The sequence below is a fragment of the Streptomyces sp. NPDC101110 genome (assembly GCF_044759525.1).
Classification (GTDB): domain Bacteria; phylum Actinomycetota; class Actinomycetes; order Streptomycetales; family Streptomycetaceae; genus Streptomyces.
Genome location: NZ_JBIVZM010000007.1, coordinates 14,043 through 33,285, shown reverse-complemented (window position 1 = coordinate 33,285; position 19,243 = coordinate 14,043). Strand labels below are relative to the sequence as shown.

Sequence of the window (19,243 nt, the reverse complement as noted above, 5' to 3'; positions counted from 1 at the left end):
CCGGCGGAAACCACCCACCTCCCCCACGGCCCGCCCCGCCGCGCACCCAAGCAACCAGCCCGGCCGACTCGCTGCCCCCGCCCGTCCACGGCCCGCCCCTCCGGATGAAGCCGTATCCCCGAGGACCGCACCCAAGCAACGAGCCCGGCCCACTCATGCTGCCTCCACCCGTCCACGGCCCGCCCCTCCGGATGAAGCCGGACCCCCGAGGACCGCACCCAAGCAACGAGCCCGGCCCCACCCGCTACCCTCGCCCCGTGACCAGCCACCCCGCCTTCCCCCCGCCCCCGGGCGCCCGCGCCTACCCCCTGCGCACCTCTCGCGGTGAGTTCGCCGTCGTCGACTCGGCGTCGAAGCCCGGTGTGGAGGGCAGGGGGGTCGTTCTGATGCTGCCCGGGTTCACGGGGAGCAAGGAGGACTTCAGGCTGTTGCACGAGCCGCTCGCGGAGCGGGGGTACCGGGTCGTCGCCGTGGACGGGCGGGGGCAGCACGAGTCGGCCGGGCCCCTGGACGACGAGTCGGCCTACGCGCAGCGGGAACTGGCGCGGGACGTGCTCGCGCAGGCCGAGGCACTGGGCGGGACGTTGCACCTCGTGGGGCACTCGCTGGGCGGGCAGATCGCCCGCGCGGCCGTGCTGCTCGACCACTCCCCCTTCCTGTCGTTCACCCTGGTCTCGTCCGGCCCGGCGGAGATCTCCGTCTCCCAGCAGCAGCGCGTGAAGCTGCTGCGGGACGCGCTGGCCGTGCTGTCGATGGCGGAGGTGTGGGAGGCCATCCAGGCCATGGGCCCGCCGGAGGAAGTGGGCGGACCTGCCCGCGGCCTCGGCGACCAGGACCAGTTGCGCCGCCGCTGGCTGGGTCACAGCCCTGCCCAACTTCTCGCTACGGGGCGCCAGTTGTGTACGGAGCCGGACCGCGTGGCCGAACTCGCCGCCGTACCGCTGCCGTTCCATGTGCTGTCGGGTGCGCACGACGACACCTGGCCGCTGGCGATCCTCGACGACATGGCCCGTCGGCTGGACGCGCGCCGCACGGTCGTCACGGGAGCCGAGCACTCCCCCAACGCCGACCAGCCCCTGCCGACGGCCCACGCCCTCGCGGACTTCTGGGACGGCCTCGGACAGGCCCAGGGTCCTGCGGCTCGCGGGCCGGCCTAGTGCTGCGTCCGGCGAGACGGCCCACTACCGCGCCCGCCAAGACGGCCTGCTGCCGCATCCGCCGGGACGGCCTGGCCCTGCGTCCGGCGAGACGGCCCACTACTGCATCCGCCGAGCCGGCCTAATACAGCGTCCGCAAGTGCTCCCAGAAGCCGTCGCGCAGCGCACGCCGCAGATCCGCCTGGCCGCGCAGCGAGTACTGCAGGAGGCCCTCCGCCTCCACAAGCAGGTCCTGGTCCACCGAGCCGGGCAGGTAGGGGTGTCCGGGCAGCAGCTCGACGAGCGCCTCCCGGCCGCGTGCCGACAGCCATTTCGCCGCGATCTGCGCGCCCACGAACCGCACGTTCTCACGGGTCGGCCGTTCCGTCGTCGTCTCCTGGGCGGGGCCCGTGCGGCGGGAGACGTAGGGCTTGAAGAAGTCGAGGTCGAGGGTCCGCTGGCTGTCGACCTCCCACAGCAGCGGCTCCGCCTGGTTGCGGCCGTCCGGCGCCTCGATGCCCCAGAGGTGGACGCGGGCGCCGTAGCCCTGGGCCGCCTCGACCGCCGAGACCAGGTCCTCGTCGCCGCCGAGCAGGGCCGCGTCGCTGATGGCGCGGTGCCGGGCGAGGGACTCCAGGTCGGAGCGGATGAGTGAGTCGACGCCCTTCTGCTGGTTGTTGGCGTTGAGGTTGCCGAGCCGCACCTTGACGTCCGGCAGTTCCGCGATGGTCTGCTGCTCGGCCGTGTGGATGCGGCGCCGGGCGCCGTCGTACCAGTAGACCCGCAGCAGCCGGCTGTCCGCGAAGATCGTGCGGGCCCGGTCGATGAGCGCGTCGATCAGGCCCTCGGCGTCCACGTCGAAGGCGCGGCGGTCCTCGGTGCCGGCGACGAGCCGTCCGGCGGCCGCGTACAGGTACCCGGCATCCACGAAGATCGCGTGTGTCGAGGGCGTCTTCGCGACCTCGGCGAGCATGCGCTGGAGCAGCTCGTTGGTGTGGTCGATGCGGGCGCTGAGGGCCGCGAGGTCGTCGTTCATCACCTTCATTGTCCCGGCGGTCACACTGCGAACACAACCGGTCCCGTTGGGTCCTGTAACGACACTCTTACGGCTCAGTAATTAGCTGTTCGAAAAATTTCCTTAGCGTAGGGAATGTTTCACCCACGCATCCCCGTTGACTCGTACGAACACCGAGTAGTTCTCCTCAGGAGGATGACCAGACGAAGGGAGAAGCCCTTGCGCTTCGAAATCATGCGACTCGACGACGCCGACGGCACGCCTGTGGACACGACCGTCGTGGACGCCGCCTCCGTCAACCGCATCGTTCAGCAGGCGGCCGCCATCGGGCAGCGCCTCTGGATCCGCCCGGCCGAGACCGCGGCCTCATAACGCGCGCAGCTCTCCCGTACGCGAAAGCCCCCGCCCGGCATCGGCCGTGCGGGGGCTTTCGCTGTTGCGGACTTCCGCAGTCGGGGGCGTACTGACTGAGGGGGCCGGCGCGAGCCAGAACAGGACGGTCGAGCATGTCGGTGACGGACAGGTCGCACAAGGAACTGCATCACCAGGCCGCCGCCGAGGCCGCGCGGCGCTACGAGGACTCCGCCGCCGAGCGCGAGCGGGTCGAGAGCCGGCTGGCGGCCGGTGTGCGGTTCCCGGACTCCCCGGACGCGCTCGCCGTCCGCGCCGACCGGATCCTCGACCGGGGCGGTCTGTCGCCCTCGGCGGTGGTGGCGGACATCCACCGCGAGGCCATGGACCTGCCCGACGCCAACGAGCGGATCATCGACCTCTCCAACGAGCTCCAGGCCTGGAGCTTCCTGCCGCGCGGGGTCAGGGCGGGCGCCACGGTCGCCCGGATCACCCTGCGGCGCGGCGGCCGCGAGCTGCCGCACGGCACCGGCTTCCTGGTCTCGCCACGGCTGCTGATGACCAACCACCACGTCCTGCCCGACGAGAGCTTCGCCCGGAACTGCTTCGCCGAGTTCAACGCCCAGGTCACGGCGGACAACGTGCCCGACACCGTCGTCCGCATGGAGCTCGATCCCGGGGCCTTCTTCACGGCGGACCAGCGGCTCGACTTCGCCCTCGTGGCGCTGGCGGCCACGCCGGACGGCCCCGCACCGGGCGATGTCTTCGGCTGGAACCGGCTGAGCGTGCAGATCGGCAAGCTGGTGCTCGGCGAGAAGGTGAACATCATCGGCCATCCCTCGGGCCGGCTGAAGGAGATCGCGCTGCGTGACAACGCGGTGCTGGTCCGCCTCGACGACTTCGTGCACTACACGACCGACACCGAACCGGGGAACTCCGGCTCCCCCGTCTTCAACGACCAGTGGGAGGTCGTGGCGCTGCACCACAGCGGGGTGCCGAAGAAGGACGACCAGGGCCGCGTCCTGCGCAAGGACGGCCGGCCCTGGCAGCAGGGCGACGGCGACGACGCCATCGAGTGGGTCGCCAACGAGGGCGCCCGGATCAGCTCGATCCTCAAGCACCTGGCCGGACTGGAGCTCGACCCGGCGCGGCGGGCCCTGCTGGCCGGGATGGGCCCGGACACCGGCCTGGACCAGGCCGTGGCCACCGCGCCGGCCCTCCCGTCGGCGTCCCCCGGCGCACAGCCCCGGACGGCGGCGGTGCCGGGCGTCACGACCCCGTCGGCGGCCACGACCGGGACCGAGGCCGCCGAGCGCGGACCCCGGGTGGGGCTCCGGGCCCGCGGTACCGCCTTCGGTGGCCGTCAGCACCTGGTCTTCCTGCACGGCCGCGACCAGCAGGACAACCAACCCGACGAGCTGCGCCGCACCTGGACGGCCGGCCTGAACCGCGGCCTCACCCTCGCCTCGCTGCCCCCGCTGGACCCGGAGGACGTGTGGTTCCCGTTCTACGGCACGCGACTGCACGACCTCGTGAGTGGCAGGGAGAGCGTGGCCGAGCCCATCGGTCTCGACCGGCTGAGTGCCGCGGCTGCCGCCGAGGTGTTCGCCGCCGAGTCACCCACCGGCTCCTACGAGCGGCTGCTCTACGAGGCGGCCGCCCGGGCCGGCATGCCCCAGAACGGGCCGGCGGCCACCGAGGGCTTCGGCGCGGGCCTGGTCGGCGCGCTGCACCGGCCGCTGAGCTGGCTGGCCGCCCGGTCCGACCTGGACGAGTGGACCATCGCCACGTTCCTGAGGGACGTCGACCTGTACCTCGGCGACGGCGCCGTACGGCAGGCGGTGCTGGACGGCGTCATGGAGACGATGCCCACGAGCGGCGAGCTGGTGCTGGTCACGCACAGCCTGGGCACGGTCGTGGGCATGGACCTGCTGACCCGGCTGCCCGAAGGCCTCGATCCCGTCCTGCTGGTCACCGCGGGCAGCCCGCTCGGGCTGGACGGCGTCAACGAACGGCTGCTCACCCGTGGCCCGCACCAGCCGCCCAGGGTGCGTGACTGGGTGAACGTCTGGTGCCCCACCGACGCGGTGGCGATCGGCTGCCCGCTGGCGGACGAACGGTGGGGGAAGGTCACCCAGTTGGCCGTCTCCAACGGCCGCGACCGCGCGCACAAGATCGACGAGTACCTCGGGCATCCCGGACCGGCCCGCGAGATCCGCGGCGTCCTGAGGCCCTGACGAGGGTCGTCAGCTCCCCTGGATCACCTGGGTGACGCCGTTGATGATCTGCTGCACGGCGATCGCGGAGAGCATCATGCCGGCGAGGCGGGTCACCAGCACCACACCGCCGTCCTTGATGATCCGGATGATCACCAGCGAGTAGCGCATGACCAGCCACAGGACGACGTGGATGGCGAGGATGGCCGCCCACACAGACACCTGCGCGGTGACGCTGTGGGCCTTCTGCACGGCGAGGATGACCGACACGATCGCCCCGGGCCCGGCCAGCAGCGGCATGCCCAGCGGTACGAGGGCGACGTTGACGTCCTTGGTCTGCTTCGGCTCGTCGGTCTTCCCGGTGAGCAGGTCCAGCGCGATCAGGAGGAGCAGCAGACCGCCCGCGATCATCAGCGCGGGCACGGACACGTGCAGATAGTCCAGGATCTGGTGGCCGAGGAGCCCGAACACGGTGATCACACCGCCGGCGACGCAGACGGCCTGGAAGGCCATCCGCTTCTGCACCTTGCCGGGCCGGCCCGCGGTCAGGGCGAGGAAGATCGGTGTGATCCCGGGGGGATCCATGATGACGAAGAGGGTCAGGAACAGGGAGCCGAAGACGGCGAGGTCGAACATGAGCGTGATGGCCTTGCGGTATGGGTGGAACGGCGGAGCACGGCGCAGCGGCACCGCTGTGGGCAGGCGTTCCTCAGGGAGTCCCCTCAGACTCTTGTGTCACCGGGGGAGGAACGGGTGGGCACGGCGAACAGCGCCGAGTGCCTGAAATGGATGAGGAGCAGAGGAACCTCAGACGGCTCCGCCGGCCCCGGGCACCGGGAACGCCCCGAAGGCCCGCCGCGTGATCTCGCCGTACACCTCGGGATCCGTCGTGTACTCGCCGAGCACGCAGGTCTTGCGGCTGCCGTGGTAGTCCGAGGACCCGGTCACGAGAAGGCCGAGCTCCTTCGCCAGGCCCCGCAGCCGCGCCCGCGTGTCCGCGTCGTGGTCCATGTGGTCGACCTCGATGCCGTCCAGTCCGGCCGCGGCCATGTCGGCGATGGCGGCCTCCGGCACCGTGAGCCCCCGATTGCTCGCCCCGGGGTGCGCGAACACCGCGACCCCGCCCGCGCCCTTGATCAGGCGGATCGCCTCGAAGGGGTCGGTCTCGTGCTTCTCCACGAAGGCCCGGCCACCGTCGGCCAGCCAGTCCTGCGTGAAGGCGTCGTTCACGGTGGGCACGACACCCAGCTCGACCAGCGCGCTCGCCACGTGCGGGCGTCCGACGGACCCCTCACCGGCGATCCGCGCCACGTGCTCCCAGGTCACCGGGACACCCAGCTCCCGGAGCTTGGCGATCATGCCCTGGGCGCGCGGCACCCGGTCGTCCCGAACCAGTTCCCGCTCGGCGAGCAGGGCGGGCTCCTCGGCGTCGAAGAGGTAGGCCAGCATGTGCATGCTGATCCCGTCGATCCGGCAGGAGAGCTCGGCGCCGGTCACCAGCGTGAGCCCCTCCGGCAGCGCGGCGATCGCCTCGTCATGCCCGCGGGTGGTGTCGTGATCGGTGAGCGCGATGACGTCGAGCCCCGTGGCTGCGGCCTTCCGGACCAACTGCGCGGGCGCGTCCGTGCCGTCGGAAGCGGTGGAGTGGGTGTGCAGATCGATACGCACGGCACGGACTCCAGACGCGACGGCAGCAACAGGACCGCTCAAGGATAACCGGATTTTCAACGACCGCGGTCACACCCGAACCCTGCAAGCGCCCCCTACATCAGCGACCTCGAGGGGCGCGGGAACCTGCGCGACTTGCCACAACGAGCCGGCAGCCGCCACCGCGCCCGCACCCCACCGCCCGTAGGCACTACGGCTGAAGCAAGCGCGGCGACAACGCCCCGCACGGCACCAGCTCCACCTCGGCCCCCGCTTCCCGCAGATCGGCCAGGACCAGTTCGTCGTACATCAGCAGCCCGGACTGCTCGGGCCACACCACGGCCCACAGCCACATCCCGAGCGCCTCCCCCGCGAACACCGCACGGTCGCCCGGCGTCCCGGCCACGTGCCACAGCGGTGTGGGACGCCCGGCGGCCAGCACCTTGGCCTGCGGCGGCTTCTCGACGTTCATGTGCGGCCCGGGGTCGGGCCCGTCCATGCCCGCATAGCGCGCCCCGAGCCCGACGCCGAGTTCCTCGGCCACCAGGATCAGCTCGCCCATCCCGCCGAGCGGCCCGGGCCCCGTGCAGGCCACGGCGGTCGCGCGGCCGCCGGTGCGGTCGTCCCCCGCACAGGCCACCCCCGTGAACAGCCAGCCCACCGGCAGCGGCCAGGGCATCCACAACGGCACCCGGGTGCGGTGCACCACGACGTTGAGGGCGTCGACGCTGGGCGGTATCACGGGCTGCACCGGATGAACGGTGCCGTGCACATCGCACTGCCACGAGTCGGAGAAGAGGCCGGGAGCCCTGACCCGGCCACCGCACTTCGGGCAACTGGGTTCGCCCCTCATAGGGCCCCACGGTCCTACCCGCGCCCCGCCGCGTCAAGGACGATCACCCATCCGGACGGAACCCTTCACCGGGAACATTAGATGCAGCTTGCATTAATTAGCATGGCTAACTTAGTGTGTGCATATACCAACCATCTCGTCTCGGGAAAGGGAGCAAGCAATGGACTCCTTCGACGCCGGAGCGGGCGGCCTCCTGAAGCAGCCCAAGTCCGTGTGGGCGACCGCCGGGGCGTCGGTCGTCGCCTTCATGGGCATCGGGCTCGTCGACCCGATCCTGCCGTCCATCGCCCAGGGCCTGAACGCCACGGCGAGCCAGGTCTCCCTGCTGTTCACCTCGTACTTCCTCATCACCGCCGTCGCGATGCTGGTGACCGGCTTCGTCTCCAGCCGGATCGGCGGGAAGAAGACGCTGCTGCTCGGCCTCGCGTTCGTCGTGGTGTTCGCCGGGCTCGCGGGCACCTCCGGATCCGTCGGCGAACTGGTGGGCTTCCGGGCCGGATGGGGCCTCGGCAACGCGCTGTTCGTCTCGACGGCCCTCGCGGTCATCGTCGGCGCGGCGGCCGGCGGCAGCGCCGCGGCGATCCTGCTGTACGAGTCGGCCCTCGGCCTCGGCATGGCCTGCGGCCCGCTGCTGGGCGCCCTGCTCGGCGACGCCAGCTGGCGCTACCCGTTCTTCGGCACGGCGTTCCTGATGGCCGTCGGCTTCCTGTGCATCACGGTGTTCCTGAAGGAGCAGCCGAAGCCGGCCCGCAAGACCTCACTGCTGGACCCGCTCAAGGCCCTCGGCCACGGCGGCCTCGCCTCCGCGGCGGTCTCGGCGTTCTTCTACAACTACACGTTCTTCACCGTGCTGGCCTTCACGCCGTTCGTGCTGAACATGAGCCCGTACCGGTCGGGTGCGGTGTTCTTCGCCTGGGGCGTGCTGCTCGCCGTCTTCTCGGTGATCGTCGCCCCGCGGCTGCAGAGGCGGTTCGGTTCACTGAAGGTGCTCGGCGGTTCGCTGGTGCTGCTCGCGGCCGACGTACTGGTGCTCGGCTACGGCTCGCACACCACCGCCGTCGTATGCACGATCCTGTCCGGTGCCTTCATCGGCGTGAACAACACCGTCTACACCGAACTGGCCCTCGGCGTCTCCGACGCCCCCCGCCCGGTGGCGAGCGCGGGCTACAACTTCGTGCGCTGGTTCGCGGCGGCGGCCGCTCCGTACTTCGCACCGAAGATCGAGGAGTGGACCGACCTCCACATCCCGTTCGTGGTCGCGGCGGTCACCGCGGTCGCGGGCGCTGTCGTGGTCGTCGTACGGCGCAAGGCCCTCACGAACGAGGCCGAGGAGCTCCAGTCGCAGCACGCGACCGAGGACGGCGTGGCCGTCTTTGCCAACTGAGGCCGCACAGCAGGAGTTTGGTGAGCTTCCTCACTCCAGCGGGACGGACTTCCGGGACGGATCCCGGAGGTCCGTCCCCTGGTTCAGCCACCGCTCCTGAAGCGCCTGCGCGCCGTGCACCCGCTTCCAGGCGGCCTCGTTCGGAGTCATCGGCAGCAGCGGCAGGAAGCGCACCGGGTCGAGGGGTTCGTCGAGCTCCAGGTCCTCCACCAGGCCGCCCGGTTCGGCGACCAGGACCGAGGTGAACGGGGCGCCGGGCCACAGCGGCTCGCCGACGTCGAGGGAGGCGCCGGGAGCCACGACCAGGCCCTCCACCTGCGGAGACGCGGCGAGCACGGCGAGCGGCCGGAGTACCTTGTCGGTGTCGGCGAGACCGGCACGGACCGACAGGACCAGCTCGGCGCGCGGGCCCTTGACCGGGTCGGCCACCACCGCCGTGGGGTCCGTCATGGGGTGCGCGGACATGCCGAGCGAGGCGTAGCGGACGATGTCGCCCTCCTGGAAGCGGAGCACCTCGATGCGGTCCGTGCCGAGGAAGGTGACCGCGGCGCGCGCGTCCGGTTCACCCAGTGCCGTGCGCAACCGGGCTTCGACCAGAGGAAGAACATCTGCCATGCGGCGAGCATAGAACTCGCCAGTAGCGGGCAAGGCAGCACCTTGACAGTTGTGTCGGCTGCTACTCTTGCCCGGTGGTTCGGGGCAGCACGCAGAAGCGTCGCGATCAAGCTCCGACGCCGAAGGAACTCCCTTACGAGGGACCGGCCGGAGGAGGTGGGGCTGCAATGGATCGAAGTCGACCGTGCAGTAGCACCACGCTCTTCGCGCCGCCGATGTAGCTGCTTCTGTCCCTGGCTGCCACCTCTCGCACTCGCTTCACCGCGGAAGAGCGCTTCGTTTCGCTTTGCCTGATCTGCCTCAGTAGCTGAATCAGTGACGAAACCGGCCACCGCGACGATGCGGTGCTCCCCGCTTTGTGGACGTGCGAAACATCCGTGGTCACAACGTCCTCATTCCGGGTAGTTCCACCCGTCGCCGGCGCCGTTCGTCGCACGCCCGCGAAGGAGCCCGCCATGTCGATGATCCGCGACCTGCGCGCCGTTGTCCGTCCGTCCCGTGTGTCGCTGCGCAAGGAGGGCGGCACCTACGACGCCACCCGCAGCCCCGCCGCGGCCTCGGCCGTCGTCGACTGCGCCGTCTACCGGGACGGCCGCCGCATCGAGACCGAGACCGCCCTGACCCCGCACGAGGCGGTGCGCCTGGTGCGCCGCGACGGGGGTTTCGTGTGGATCGGCCTGCACGAGCCGACGGAGGCCGAATTCTCCGGCATCGCCGGTGAGTTCGGGCTGCACCCGCTGGCCGTGGAGGACGCCGTCCAGGCCCACCAGCGGCCCAAGCTGGAGCGCTACGACGACTCCCTCTTCACGGTCTTCAAGACCATCCACTACGTCGAGCACGACCAGCTCGACGCCAACAGCGAGGTCGTCGAGTCCGGCGAGGTCATGTGCTTCACCGGGCGGGACTTCTTCATCACCGTCCGGCACGGCGGGCAGGGCTCCCTGCGCGCCCTCAGGCACCGCCTCCAGGACGACCCCGAACTTCTCGCCAAGGGCCCTTCGGCCGTGCTGCACGCCATCGCGGACCACGTCGTCGACGGGTACATCGCTGTCGCCGACGCGGTGCAGGACGACATCGACGAGGTGGAGACCGAGGTGTTCTCCCCGGGGCGCAAGGGCGCGCCGCGCGGTTCGGACGCCGGACGGATCTACCAACTCAAGCGCGAGGTACTGGAGTTCAAGCGGGCTGTGTCGCCGCTGCTGCGGCCCATGCAGCTGCTGAGCGAGCGGCCGATGCGGCTGATCGACCCCGACATCCAGAAGTACTTCCGGGATGTCGCCGACCACCTGGCCCGCGTCCAGGAGCAGGTCCTCGGCTTCGACGAACTGCTCAACTCCATCCTCCAGGCCAACCTCGCGCAGGCGTCCGTCGCGCAGAACGAGGACATGCGCAAGATCACCTCATGGGCGGCGATCATCGCCGTGCCGACGATGGTGTGCGGTGTGTACGGCATGAACTTCGACCACATGCCGGAGCTGCACTGGCGCTACGGCTACCCGGTGATCCTCGGCTTCACGGTCGTCGTCTGCCTCGGCATCCACCGCACCCTGAAGCGGAACGGGTGGCTGTGAGCGGCCTGGTTAGGCTGGGCCCCATGACAAGCGAGCTGCTCGACCAGGCCCTCGTCGAGGAGGCCACCAAGAAGTCCGGCCTCGTCTGGGTCCAGGGACCCGGCGGCCCGGCGCGTGCGCTGTGGCACGTGTGGCACGAGGGAGCCGCGTGCCTGGTCGGCGACGGGCCGGGCGAGCAGCCGCTGCCGGGTCTTGCCGACGGCGCCGAGGCGGCGGTGACGGTCCGCAGCAAGGACAAGGGCGGCCGGCTGGTCACCTGGACGGCACGGGTCGTCGAGCTCGCGCCGGGCTCCGAGGCGTGGGACGCGGCGGTCGCCGAGCTCAAGGGCAAGCGGCTGAACGCGCCGGACGGCGAGGGCATCACCGGCCGCTGGGCCCGCGAGTGCCGGGTGCTGCGCCTGGAACCGACGGGGACGACGGCGCCGCTGCCCGACGGATCCCTGTCCGAGCCTCCCCTGCCGTCCCCGGCGATCACCCGTCGGCCGGTCCCGGCGGGGCTGCCCCGCCTGCTGCTGAAGAAGCGCAAACGGACCTGACGGCCTACGACGACGGCAGCTGCTTGCCGTAGTCGACCGTCTCGTTCCGCTCCGGCTCCCTGAGCGAGAAGTCCTCGCCCCAGGCGGAGAACGTGAGGGTGCCCGCCCTGCCGGCCCGTTCCAGGCGCAGCGGGTACGGCTTGCCCTCGAGGGAGACCTCCAGGGTGCCGCCGGAGCCCTTGTCACCGGTGACGCGGATGGTGCGGACGCCCGCCTCCTCGTCGTGGCCGTCCGCAGCGAGCGTCCCGTGCAGGGTCAGCAGACCGTCGAGGAGGAGGCCCTTGTCCGTGAAACCGCTGAACTTCTTGTACGCGGGGTCGCCCTGCGGCACCTTCACGAACTTGCCGTCGAGTTTGGAGGCCGCCGCCGCGTCCGCCTTGCCGCCCTCCTCCTGGCCGCTGCCGTGAGTCCAGAACTCGGCGTCCGCCTTGACGTAGAGCTGCTCGCCGATGCGCAGCAGCTTGAACGTCGCGCCCTTCGTGGTGACCGAACCGTCGCCGCCCTCGTCCTTCAGCCGCATGTCGAGCGTGTACGTCCGCCCGCCGCTGACGACGTTGCCGTGCACCCGGACCGCCCCGGCGGACTCGGCGGCCGACCGGGTCTTGCCCTGGATCTTGGCGGCGGGGAGTCTGCCCACCCCGTTGGTGCCCTCGTTCGGATCCTCCGCGCAGCCGGTGAGCACCGTTCCCGTCACGAGCAGGGCGCACGTGGCGCTCGCGAGTGCGGCGCTGCGGCCACGGCTCTGGCGAATCGGAGTCACAGGTGGGGCTGCCTCTCTGACGGGAGACCTGAACGGCGTACCGCAGGGTACCGGGGTCGTACGGGCGGATCGGAGCCAGTCCGTCCGGACCGGCCGCCGACGCGTCACCGATCAGGACGGGCTAGCCTGAAGCCCACCCGAGCGGGCAATTCGGAAGACACAGGCACAAAGACAGCCACTCAGACAGCCACGAACCACCCCGCACGAAAAGGAGCCGCGGCCATGGCAGCGGGCGCCCCCCGGATCTTCGTATCGCACCTCCAAGGTGTCGCCGTCTTCGACCCAGCCGGCGACCAGGTGGGGCGGGTGCGCGATCTGGTCGTCATGCTGCGGGTGGGACAGCGACCGCCGAGGCTGCTCGGCCTGGTCGTCGAACTCGCCACCCGCCGCCGTATCTTCCTGCCGATGACCCGGGTCACGGCCATCCAGTCCGGCCAGATCATCACCACCGGTGTGCTCAATGTCCGGCGTTTCGAGCAGCGGCCCACCGAGCGGCTGGTCTTCGGGGAGCTGCTGGACCGGCGCGTGACGCTCACCGAGACCGGCGAGGAGGTCACCGTCCTCGACCTGTCGGTGCATCAGCTGCCCGCCCGCCGGGAGTGGGAGATCGACCGGGTCTTCGTCCGCAAGGGCAGGAAGGCCAGCGCCTTCCGCCGGGCCAAGGGCGAGGCGCTGACCGTCGAGTGGACCGCCGTCACCGGCTTCTCCCTGGAGGAGCAGGGGCAGGGCGCGGAGAACCTGCTCGCCACCTTCGAGCAGCTGCGCCCCGCCGACCTGGCCAACGTCCTGCACCACCTCTCCCCCAAGCGCCGGGCCGAGGTCGCCGCCGCCCTCGACGACGACCGGCTCGCCGATGTGCTGGAGGAGCTGCCGGAGGACGACCAGATCGAGATCCTCGGCAAGCTCAAGGAGGAGCGCGCGGCCGACGTCCTGGAGGCCATGGACCCCGACGACGCGGCCGACCTGCTGGGCGAGCTGCCGACGGACGAGCAGGAGCGGCTGCTGAGCCTGATGCAGCCCGGCGACGCGGCCGACATGCGGCGCCTGATGTCGTACGAGGACCGCACGGCGGGTGGTCTGATGACCACCGAGCCGATCGTGCTGCGCCCGGACGCCACCGTCGCCGACGCGCTCGCCCGGGTCCGCAACCGTGACCTCTCCCCCGCCCTCGCCGCCCAGGTCTACGTCTGCCGTCCCCCGGACGAGACGCCGACCGGCAAGTACCTGGGCACGGTCCACTTCCAGCGCCTCCTGCGCGAACCGCCGCCGTCCCTGGTCAGCTCGATCGTGGACACCGATCTGCAGCCGCTCGACCCGGAGGCCGAGCTGCCGGCCATCGCCGGGTTCTTCGCCACGTACGACATGGTCGCGGCGCCCGTCGTCGACGAGGCCGGATCGCTGCTGGGCGCGGTCACCGTGGACGACGTGCTCGACCACATGCTCCCGGAGGACTGGCGGGAGCAGGAGTTCCACCTGGACGAGGAGGCGGCGACCGATGGCTCCTGAGCGCGAGAGCCTGCGCGAGCGCACGCCGGCGGGCGCCACGGCCGCCTCCCGGCCCCGCACCACCCGCCTCGACCAGCCGCTGCCGCGCCGGCGCCGGTTCCTGCCCGAGTACGACCCGGAGGCCTTCGGGCGGTTGTCGGAGCGCATCGCGCGCTTCCTGGGCACCGGGCGGTTCATCGTCTGGATGACGGTCGTCATCATCCTGTGGGTCGTGTGGAACAGCCTCGCCCCCGGCCACCTGCGGTTCGACGAGTACCCGTTCATCTTCCTGACCCTGATGCTGTCCCTCCAGGCCTCCTACGCCGCCCCGCTGATCCTGCTCGCGCAGAACCGGCAGGACGACCGGGACCGGGTCAACCTGGAGCAGGACCGCAAGCAGAACGAGCGGTCGATCGCCGACACCGAGTACCTGACGCGCGAGATCGCCGCCCTGCGCATCGGCCTGGGCGAGGTGGCCACCCGCGACTGGATCCGCTCGGAGCTGCAGGACATGGTCAAGGAGATGGAGGAACGGCAGAACGGCCACCGTCACGACCCCGTCGTATTCCCGGCGGAACGGTCAGGGGGACGTGACGCAGACGACCGCTGAGACGCTTTCCTACGCACCGGTACAGCGCCGTACCATCGTCCTATGGCTACGGAAGACGCGGTGCGCGAGGCACTGGCGACGGTGAACGACCCCGAGATCCACAAGCCCATCACCGAACTCGGGATGGTCAAGTCCGTGGAGATCGGCGCGGACGGGGCGGTCGCGGTCACCGTGTACCTCACGGTCTCGGGCTGCCCGATGCGGGACACGATCACCCAGCGCGTGACCGACGCGGTCTCCGCGGTCGAGGGCGTGACCCGCGTCGACGTCACGCTCGACGTGATGAGCGACGAGCAGCGCCGCGAGCTGGCGTCCGCCCTGCGCGGCGGCCAGACCGAGCGCGAGGTGCCGTTCGCCAAGCCGGGCAGCCTGACGCGTGTCTACGCGGTCGCCTCCGGCAAGGGCGGCGTCGGCAAGTCCTCGGTGACGGTCAACCTGGCCGCGGCGATGGCGGCCGACGGGCTCAAGGTCGGTGTCGTCGACGCCGACATCTACGGCCACTCCGTGCCGCGGATGCTGGGCGCCGACGGGCGTCCGACCCAGGTCGAGAACATGATCATGCCGCCGTCGGCGAACGGCGTGAAGGTCATCTCCATCGGCATGTTCACGCCGGGCAACGCCCCGGTCGTCTGGCGCGGCCCGATGCTCCACCGCGCCCTCCAGCAGTTCCTCGCTGACGTCTACTGGGGCGACCTGGACGTCCTGCTCCTGGACCTGCCGCCCGGCACCGGCGACATCGCGATCTCCGTCGCCCAGCTGGTCCCGAACGCCGAGATCCTGGTCGTGACGACCCCGCAGCAGGCGGCGGCCGAGGTCGCCGAGCGGGCGGGCTCCATCGCCGTGCAGACCCACCAGAAGATCGTCGGCGTGGTCGAGAACATGTCCGGCCTGCCCTGCCCGCACTGCGACGAGATGGTCGACGTGTTCGGCACGGGCGGGGGCCAGCTGGTCGCCGACGGCCTGACGCGCACGACCGGCGCGAACGTCCCGGTCCTCGGCAGCATCCCGATCGACGTCCGCCTGCGCGAGGGCGGCGACGAGGGCAAGCCGGTCGTCCTCACGGACCCGGACTCCCCGGCGGGTGCGGCCCTGCGGGCGATCGCGGGCAAGCTGGGCGGACGGCAGCGCGGCCTGTCGGGCCTGTCCCTGGGGATCACCCCGCGGAACAAGTTCTGATCTGAACGCCGGTGGGCTCAGCGCCCCCTTCTTGGGGGCGCGGGGAACTGCGCGATCGGCCATCGACGGCCCGCAGCCGCCCGCACACGGGAACCTCTACGGCGAAGGGGCGCCGAAATCCCACGGCGCCCCGGAACTCATGCGTACGCGGCGATGTCCTTGACCACGGAGAAGCCGAGCCCGTACGCGCTCATGCCCCGGCCGTAGGCCCCGACGTGAACCCCCGACGAGGTGGACCCGGCCAGCACCCACCCGAACTCGGACTCCCGGTAGTGGAACTCCGTCGGCACCCCGTCCACGGGAAGCGACAGCGTGGACCAGTCGGCCCCGTCGAGGTCGTCCGCCAGCACCCACGCGGTCTCGGTCTGCTGATCCAGCCAGTCGTCCCGCAGCGCGTGGTCCATCTGGCCGGGCCAGGTGAAGGACAGCAGCCCGACGCCCGCGAGCCACGCCGCGGACGACACCGACGTGGCCTCCAGCAGTCCCGTGCCGTCCGCCGTACGGCGTGAGGGGTTCGCGGCCACGGTCACGACGACCGCGAACCTCTCCTTGGATTCCTGATCGCCCCCGGCGGCGTACTCGTTGCGCACCGAGGGCTCGTCGCCGTGTCCGATCGACCCGTGTTCCACGGTCCCGTCGGCCGTCGTACCGACCTGCATCAGCCAGCGCGGTCCCGTGAAGGCCTCGTCGAGGCCGTACCAGGGGAAGGGCGCACGCAGGTAGCCGTCGACCGCACGCCGGGCGGAGGTGACCTGTTGTCCATCCTCCGCGGCCGGCGTCTGCGCGACTGCCTGACTCGTCGTCTCCATGTGCCCGGACGCCTCCTCGCTCTAGTCGGACCGGAACGGCCCGCCCCCCTTCGGGCGTACTCGTCACGGTCCGCACAACAACTCGGCAGCATAGCCACACCGCTGCGAGCAGCAGGGAAACCGCCCGGCGCCTGGGCCGCACGGGCGCCCGGTTCAGGCCGTACACAGCCCGACCGGAGTATGAAACGCGTCACGCGCCGGGGGCGTGCACCCCCCGGGGAGTGTCGCTCAGGTGGCGTCCGCGTCGAAGGGCGGCCGGTCGTCCGGAGCGGACGTCTCGGGCTTCTTCATCATGTCGACACGGCCGCCGGACGAACCGGTGGAGGAAGCCGAGGACGTGTCGGAGTCACGGCTGTGGACGGCGTCGGTGACCTCGGCCATCTCCTTCTTCAGGTCGAAGCCGTTGCGGATCTCCTTGAGGCCCAGATCCTCGTTGTCCAGCTGCTTGCGGATGAACGTCTTGGGGTTGAGGTCCTCGAACTCGAAGTCCTTGAACTCCGGGCCCAGTTCCTGCCGGATGTCGTTCTTGGCGCTCTCCGAGAACTCACGGATCTTCCGGATGGTGCGCGTCACGTCCTGGATGACCTTGGGGAGCTTGTCCGGACCGAAGACGAGCACGGCGAGGACGACGAGCGTCACCAGCTCGAGTGGTCCTATGTCATTGAACACCTGAAGCTCCTTGCGATGTCCTCGGTCCTCGGCCCTCGTGGTCGGTGCGGGTCTTGCCGTGGTCCGGGCCGGATCCACGGTACCCGGCGATCCTGTCCGACCGGTACTGTCCCGGGACCTCCGAGTGCGGGAGGTGGGAGCGCTTTCCCGATTGTTTGCCTTGTCGGTCCCTTGTGGGGCCTGTTGCAGTGAATCCGCGCGCCACGGGCCTCATGTCTCAGCCACCCGACGATCCGAGGACGAGCGAGATCTTCCGCTCCTTGCCACCACGCTCGACGGTCAGTTCCAGCCGGTCGCCGGGGCGGTGCGCCCGGGTCTTGACGATCAGTTCCTCGCCGGAGTGCACCCGCAGGCCGTCGACCTCGGTGATGACGTCACCCGCCTTGATCCCGGCCTTGGCTCCCGGGCCGCCGGGGGTGACCGGCGCGCCGCGCCCGCTGCCCTCGGCGGCAACGCGGGCACCGTCGCCCGTGTACTCCATGTCCAGGGTGATGCCGATGACCGGGTGGGTCGCCTTCCCGGTGTTGATCAGCTCTTCGGCGACGCGTTTGCCCTGGTTGATCGGTATGGCGAAGCCGAGGCCTATCGAACCGGCCCGGCCGCTGTCCTGCCCGGAGCCGCTCTCCGCCGAGCGGATGGCCGAGTTGATGCCGATGACCCGGGCCCGGGCGTCGAGCAGAGGCCCGCCGGAGTTGCCGGGGTTGATGGGCGCGTCGGTCTGCAGCGCGTCGACGTAGGACACGTCGCTGCCGTCGCCCTTCTCACCGCCGGCCGTGATGGGCCGCTGCTTGGCGCTGATGATGCCGGAGGTGACGGTGCCGGCCAGGTCGAAGGGGGCCCCGATGGCCACGACGGGGTCGCCGACCTGCACGTTGTCGGAGTTGCCGAGGGGCAGCGGGGTGAGTCCGCTGACGCCCTTCACCTTGACGACGGCGAGGTCGTAGCCGCTGTCCCGGCCGATGACCTCGGCCTTGGCGGTCTGCCCTCCGTTGAAGGTCACGGTGATCTCGCCGCCCGAGCCGGCGGGCTGCACGACGTGGTTGTTGGTGAGGATGTGTCCGCGGGTGTCGAGCACGAAGCCGGTGCCGGTGCCCTGCTCACCGGCGCCGCTGACATGCAGGGTGACCACGCTGGGCAGGGCCCGCCCGGCGATCCCGGCCACACTGTCCGCGTCCCGCGCGGTGGCCTCCTTTCCGGCCTGCGGCAGTTCGAGGGTCCCGACGCCGCCGTTGCGCTCCAGGTACGTCCCGACGGCGCCGCCGATGCCCCCGGACACGACCGCGAGCAGTACGGCACCGAGCACCAGGGACTTCCTGCCCCGCCTGCGCCGCTGCTCCGTGCTGAGCACGGCGGCGCCGTTCTGCTGGAGAGGTCCTTGTCCCCCGGCGACGGCGGGGGCCGCCCAGGGGTCGTAGCGCTGCCAGGGGTCGGGGGCCGGGGCGGGTACCGAGGCGTCGGCGTAGTGCGGCGCGGGTGCGGGGGCGCCGGGAGTGCCGGGGGGCGGTGTCTCGGCCGGCCCGTGAGCGGCGGTGGGGTGCGCTGCGGGGGACGGCCCCCCGGGTGCCGGGGTGGGCGGCGTGCCCTGCGCCGACGGCACGGCCGGTTGCCCCGGCAGCGCCACTCCCTGCGCCGGGGTCGCCGGGTGCTGGACGGGCGGCGCCGGCGCCCAGGGACCTGGTTCGCCGTAAGGCGGGGTGCTGTACGGGTCGGGGTCGTGCAGCGGCTTGGGAGCTTCTTGCGGTGGCGTGGCGGATGAGGCGGCGGCGACGGGGACGTCCTGGTCCGATCGCCGGGCGGCGGGGACCGGGGCAACGGCCTGCGCAGCGCCCGAGACCAGACCGTCATCCGTCGTCACCGCCCCGTGCGCCGACCCGGCGGGAGCCGGGGCAACGGCCTGCGCAGTGCCTCCGACCACGGCCTCATCCGTCGTCGCCTGCCCATGGGTCGGCTCGGCGGAGTCGTCCTCGGCCCCGGCCGGAAGCGCCTCGGGACGCCTCAGCTCGTAGTCGCCGTCCTGATCGGGCCGGGGCGCGGGACGCGGCAGCTCGAAGTCCCCGTCGGAGGCGCCGGACCGGTTCGCCCGGGCCGACTGCGCGTTGCGCGGACCGCCCACGCCCTGGCCCTCCACGGCCGGGACCTCCGTGCTGGCCGGACCGTCCGCCACGCCCTGACCCTCCGCCATGACCTGGTCGTCCGGCACGCCGCGGCTCTCCGCCACGCGCGGGTCCGTCCCCTCCGGCTCCCCTGGCAGGTGCTGCGGCCGCGGACGGCTCCACCACTTCGCTTTCGTGGGCTTCCCCTCGTTCATGCTCTCCCCACAGCCGCGGCACGGCTCGTCGCGTTGGCCGCAGTTCCTCGAACCGGCGCCCGGCCACACCTCGGCCGCGGCGACAACCCCCGGATTCAATCA

At 71.3% G+C, this 19,243-nt stretch carries 18 protein-coding genes; 9 read left to right on the top strand and 9 right to left on the bottom strand.

What is annotated here, in order from left to right; translation table 11 throughout:
* The first annotated feature begins 257 nt into the window (after positions 1–257).
* Complete coding sequence (locus ACIQU3_RS18090; protein ID WP_403926210.1) at positions 258–1,157, top strand: alpha/beta fold hydrolase; 900 nt, start codon at positions 258–260, stop codon at positions 1,155–1,157.
* Positions 1,158–1,278: 121 nt separating this feature from the next.
* Here the strand turns inward: ACIQU3_RS18090 and ACIQU3_RS18085 are convergent, their stop codons facing one another.
* Complete coding sequence (locus tag ACIQU3_RS18085; RefSeq protein ID WP_403725495.1) at positions 1,279–2,172, bottom strand: NYN domain-containing protein; 894 nt, start codon at positions 2,170–2,172, stop codon at positions 1,279–1,281.
* Between the two features lie 198 nt (positions 2,173–2,370).
* On the opposite strand from ACIQU3_RS18085, the gene ACIQU3_RS18080 reads away from it, so the two are divergent.
* Positions 2,371–2,523 carry a hypothetical protein gene (locus tag ACIQU3_RS18080; protein WP_403725492.1) on the top strand — a complete coding sequence of 51 codons (153 nt, stop codon included), beginning with the start codon at positions 2,371–2,373 and terminating at the stop codon, positions 2,521–2,523.
* A gap of 134 nt (positions 2,524–2,657) precedes the next feature.
* A complete protein-coding gene (locus ACIQU3_RS18075; protein ID WP_403926207.1) occupies positions 2,658–4,739 on the top strand; it encodes a trypsin-like serine peptidase in 2,082 nt (693 codons plus the stop codon).
* Between the two features lie 9 nt (positions 4,740–4,748).
* On the opposite strand, the gene ACIQU3_RS18070 is transcribed toward ACIQU3_RS18075, so the two are convergent.
* The 3 genes from ACIQU3_RS18070 to ACIQU3_RS18060 all read right to left on the bottom strand — a co-directional run bounded on the left by ACIQU3_RS18070 (position 4,749) and on the right by ACIQU3_RS18060 (position 7,218).
* Positions 4,749–5,354: a MarC family protein gene (locus ACIQU3_RS18070; protein WP_366711950.1), complete on the bottom strand. Its 606-nt coding sequence runs from the start codon at positions 5,352–5,354 to the stop codon at positions 4,749–4,751.
* Between the two features lie 171 nt (positions 5,355–5,525).
* Positions 5,526–6,386 carry a PHP domain-containing protein gene (locus ACIQU3_RS18065; RefSeq protein ID WP_403926203.1) on the bottom strand — a complete coding sequence of 287 codons (861 nt, stop codon included), beginning with the start codon at positions 6,384–6,386 and terminating at the stop codon, positions 5,526–5,528.
* A gap of 190 nt (positions 6,387–6,576) precedes the next feature.
* Complete coding sequence (locus tag ACIQU3_RS18060; RefSeq protein WP_403725480.1) at positions 6,577–7,218, bottom strand: DUF6758 family protein; 642 nt, start codon at positions 7,216–7,218, stop codon at positions 6,577–6,579.
* 160 nt (positions 7,219–7,378) lie between these two features.
* Between ACIQU3_RS18060 and ACIQU3_RS18055 the strand changes: the two genes are divergently transcribed.
* A complete protein-coding gene (locus ACIQU3_RS18055; protein ID WP_403926199.1) occupies positions 7,379–8,602 on the top strand; it encodes an MFS transporter in 1,224 nt (407 codons plus the stop codon).
* Between the two features lie 30 nt (positions 8,603–8,632).
* Here ACIQU3_RS18055 and ACIQU3_RS18050 read toward each other — a convergent pair whose 3' ends face one another.
* A complete protein-coding gene (locus ACIQU3_RS18050) occupies positions 8,633–9,217 on the bottom strand; it encodes a suppressor of fused domain protein (RefSeq protein WP_403926196.1) in 585 nt (194 codons plus the stop codon).
* 455 nt (positions 9,218–9,672) lie between these two features.
* On the opposite strand from ACIQU3_RS18050, the gene ACIQU3_RS18045 reads away from it, so the two are divergent.
* Both ACIQU3_RS18045 and ACIQU3_RS18040 read left to right on the top strand, forming a co-directional pair.
* Positions 9,673–10,788, top strand: coding sequence for a magnesium and cobalt transport protein CorA (locus ACIQU3_RS18045; protein WP_403725469.1), 1,116 nt, complete (start codon positions 9,673–9,675; stop codon positions 10,786–10,788).
* Between the two features lie 23 nt (positions 10,789–10,811).
* Positions 10,812–11,324, top strand: coding sequence for a hypothetical protein (locus ACIQU3_RS18040; protein WP_403725466.1), 513 nt, complete (start codon positions 10,812–10,814; stop codon positions 11,322–11,324).
* 4 nt (positions 11,325–11,328) lie between these two features.
* On the opposite strand, the gene ACIQU3_RS18035 is transcribed toward ACIQU3_RS18040, so the two are convergent.
* Entirely contained in the window at positions 11,329–12,084 is a 756-nt protein-coding gene (locus ACIQU3_RS18035) for a hypothetical protein (protein WP_403926193.1), read from the bottom strand.
* A 222-nt stretch (positions 12,085–12,306) separates the two neighbouring features.
* Between ACIQU3_RS18035 and ACIQU3_RS18030 the strand changes: the two genes are divergently transcribed.
* The 3 genes from ACIQU3_RS18030 to ACIQU3_RS18020 are packed head-to-tail and all read left to right on the top strand — an operon-like array spanning position 12,307 to position 15,355.
* The gene (locus tag ACIQU3_RS18030) at positions 12,307–13,590 is read left to right on the top strand and encodes a magnesium transporter MgtE N-terminal domain-containing protein (protein WP_403725454.1); all 1,284 of its coding nucleotides are present in this window, start codon (positions 12,307–12,309) and stop codon (positions 13,588–13,590) included.
* Positions 13,580–14,179, top strand: a complete 600-nt coding sequence (locus tag ACIQU3_RS18025; protein ID WP_403725450.1) for a DUF1003 domain-containing protein — start codon at positions 13,580–13,582, stop codon at positions 14,177–14,179. The genes ACIQU3_RS18030 and ACIQU3_RS18025 overlap by 11 nt, the downstream gene beginning before the upstream one ends.
* A gap of 42 nt (positions 14,180–14,221) precedes the next feature.
* Positions 14,222–15,355: an Mrp/NBP35 family ATP-binding protein gene (locus ACIQU3_RS18020; RefSeq protein WP_403725447.1), complete on the top strand. Its 1,134-nt coding sequence runs from the start codon at positions 14,222–14,224 to the stop codon at positions 15,353–15,355.
* Between the two features lie 137 nt (positions 15,356–15,492).
* Here ACIQU3_RS18020 and ACIQU3_RS18015 read toward each other — a convergent pair whose 3' ends face one another.
* From ACIQU3_RS18015 to ACIQU3_RS18005, 3 genes are all read right to left on the bottom strand, one after another.
* Positions 15,493–16,164: a hypothetical protein gene (locus ACIQU3_RS18015; protein WP_403725443.1), complete on the bottom strand. Its 672-nt coding sequence runs from the start codon at positions 16,162–16,164 to the stop codon at positions 15,493–15,495.
* Between the two features lie 228 nt (positions 16,165–16,392).
* The gene (locus tag ACIQU3_RS18010; protein ID WP_403725441.1) at positions 16,393–16,833 is read right to left on the bottom strand and encodes a sec-independent translocase; all 441 of its coding nucleotides are present in this window, start codon (positions 16,831–16,833) and stop codon (positions 16,393–16,395) included.
* 217 nt (positions 16,834–17,050) lie between these two features.
* Complete coding sequence (locus tag ACIQU3_RS18005; RefSeq protein WP_403926190.1) at positions 17,051–19,141, bottom strand: trypsin-like peptidase domain-containing protein; 2,091 nt, start codon at positions 19,139–19,141, stop codon at positions 17,051–17,053.
* Between the last annotated feature and the right edge of the window lie 102 nt (positions 19,142–19,243).

Bases quoted from the DNA above. Each gene is read 5' to 3' on its own strand.
- ACIQU3_RS18075 (WP_403926207.1), top strand. From the start codon at position 2,658: ATGTCGGTGACGGACAGGTCGCACAAGGAACTGCATCACCAGGCCGCC.
- ACIQU3_RS18085 (WP_403725495.1), bottom strand. From the start codon at position 2,172: ATGAACGACGACCTCGCGGCCCTCAGCGCCCGCATCGACCACACCAAC.
- ACIQU3_RS18040 (WP_403725466.1), top strand. From the start codon at position 10,812: ATGACAAGCGAGCTGCTCGACCAGGCCCTCGTCGAGGAGGCCACCAAG.
- ACIQU3_RS18015 (WP_403725443.1), bottom strand. From the start codon at position 16,164: ATGGAGACGACGAGTCAGGCAGTCGCGCAGACGCCGGCCGCGGAGGAT.
- ACIQU3_RS18025 (WP_403725450.1), top strand. From the start codon at position 13,580: ATGGCTCCTGAGCGCGAGAGCCTGCGCGAGCGCACGCCGGCGGGCGCC.
- ACIQU3_RS18005 (WP_403926190.1), bottom strand. From the start codon at position 19,141: ATGAACGAGGGGAAGCCCACGAAAGCGAAGTGGTGGAGCCGTCCGCGG.
- ACIQU3_RS18030 (WP_403725454.1), top strand. From the start codon at position 12,307: ATGGCAGCGGGCGCCCCCCGGATCTTCGTATCGCACCTCCAAGGTGTC.
- ACIQU3_RS18070 (WP_366711950.1), bottom strand. From the start codon at position 5,354: ATGTTCGACCTCGCCGTCTTCGGCTCCCTGTTCCTGACCCTCTTCGTC.
- ACIQU3_RS18060 (WP_403725480.1), bottom strand. From the start codon at position 7,218: ATGAGGGGCGAACCCAGTTGCCCGAAGTGCGGTGGCCGGGTCAGGGCT.
- ACIQU3_RS18050 (WP_403926196.1), bottom strand. From the start codon at position 9,217: ATGGCAGATGTTCTTCCTCTGGTCGAAGCCCGGTTGCGCACGGCACTG.
- ACIQU3_RS18020 (WP_403725447.1), top strand. From the start codon at position 14,222: ATGGCTACGGAAGACGCGGTGCGCGAGGCACTGGCGACGGTGAACGAC.
- ACIQU3_RS18055 (WP_403926199.1), top strand. From the start codon at position 7,379: ATGGACTCCTTCGACGCCGGAGCGGGCGGCCTCCTGAAGCAGCCCAAG.
- ACIQU3_RS18045 (WP_403725469.1), top strand. From the start codon at position 9,673: ATGTCGATGATCCGCGACCTGCGCGCCGTTGTCCGTCCGTCCCGTGTG.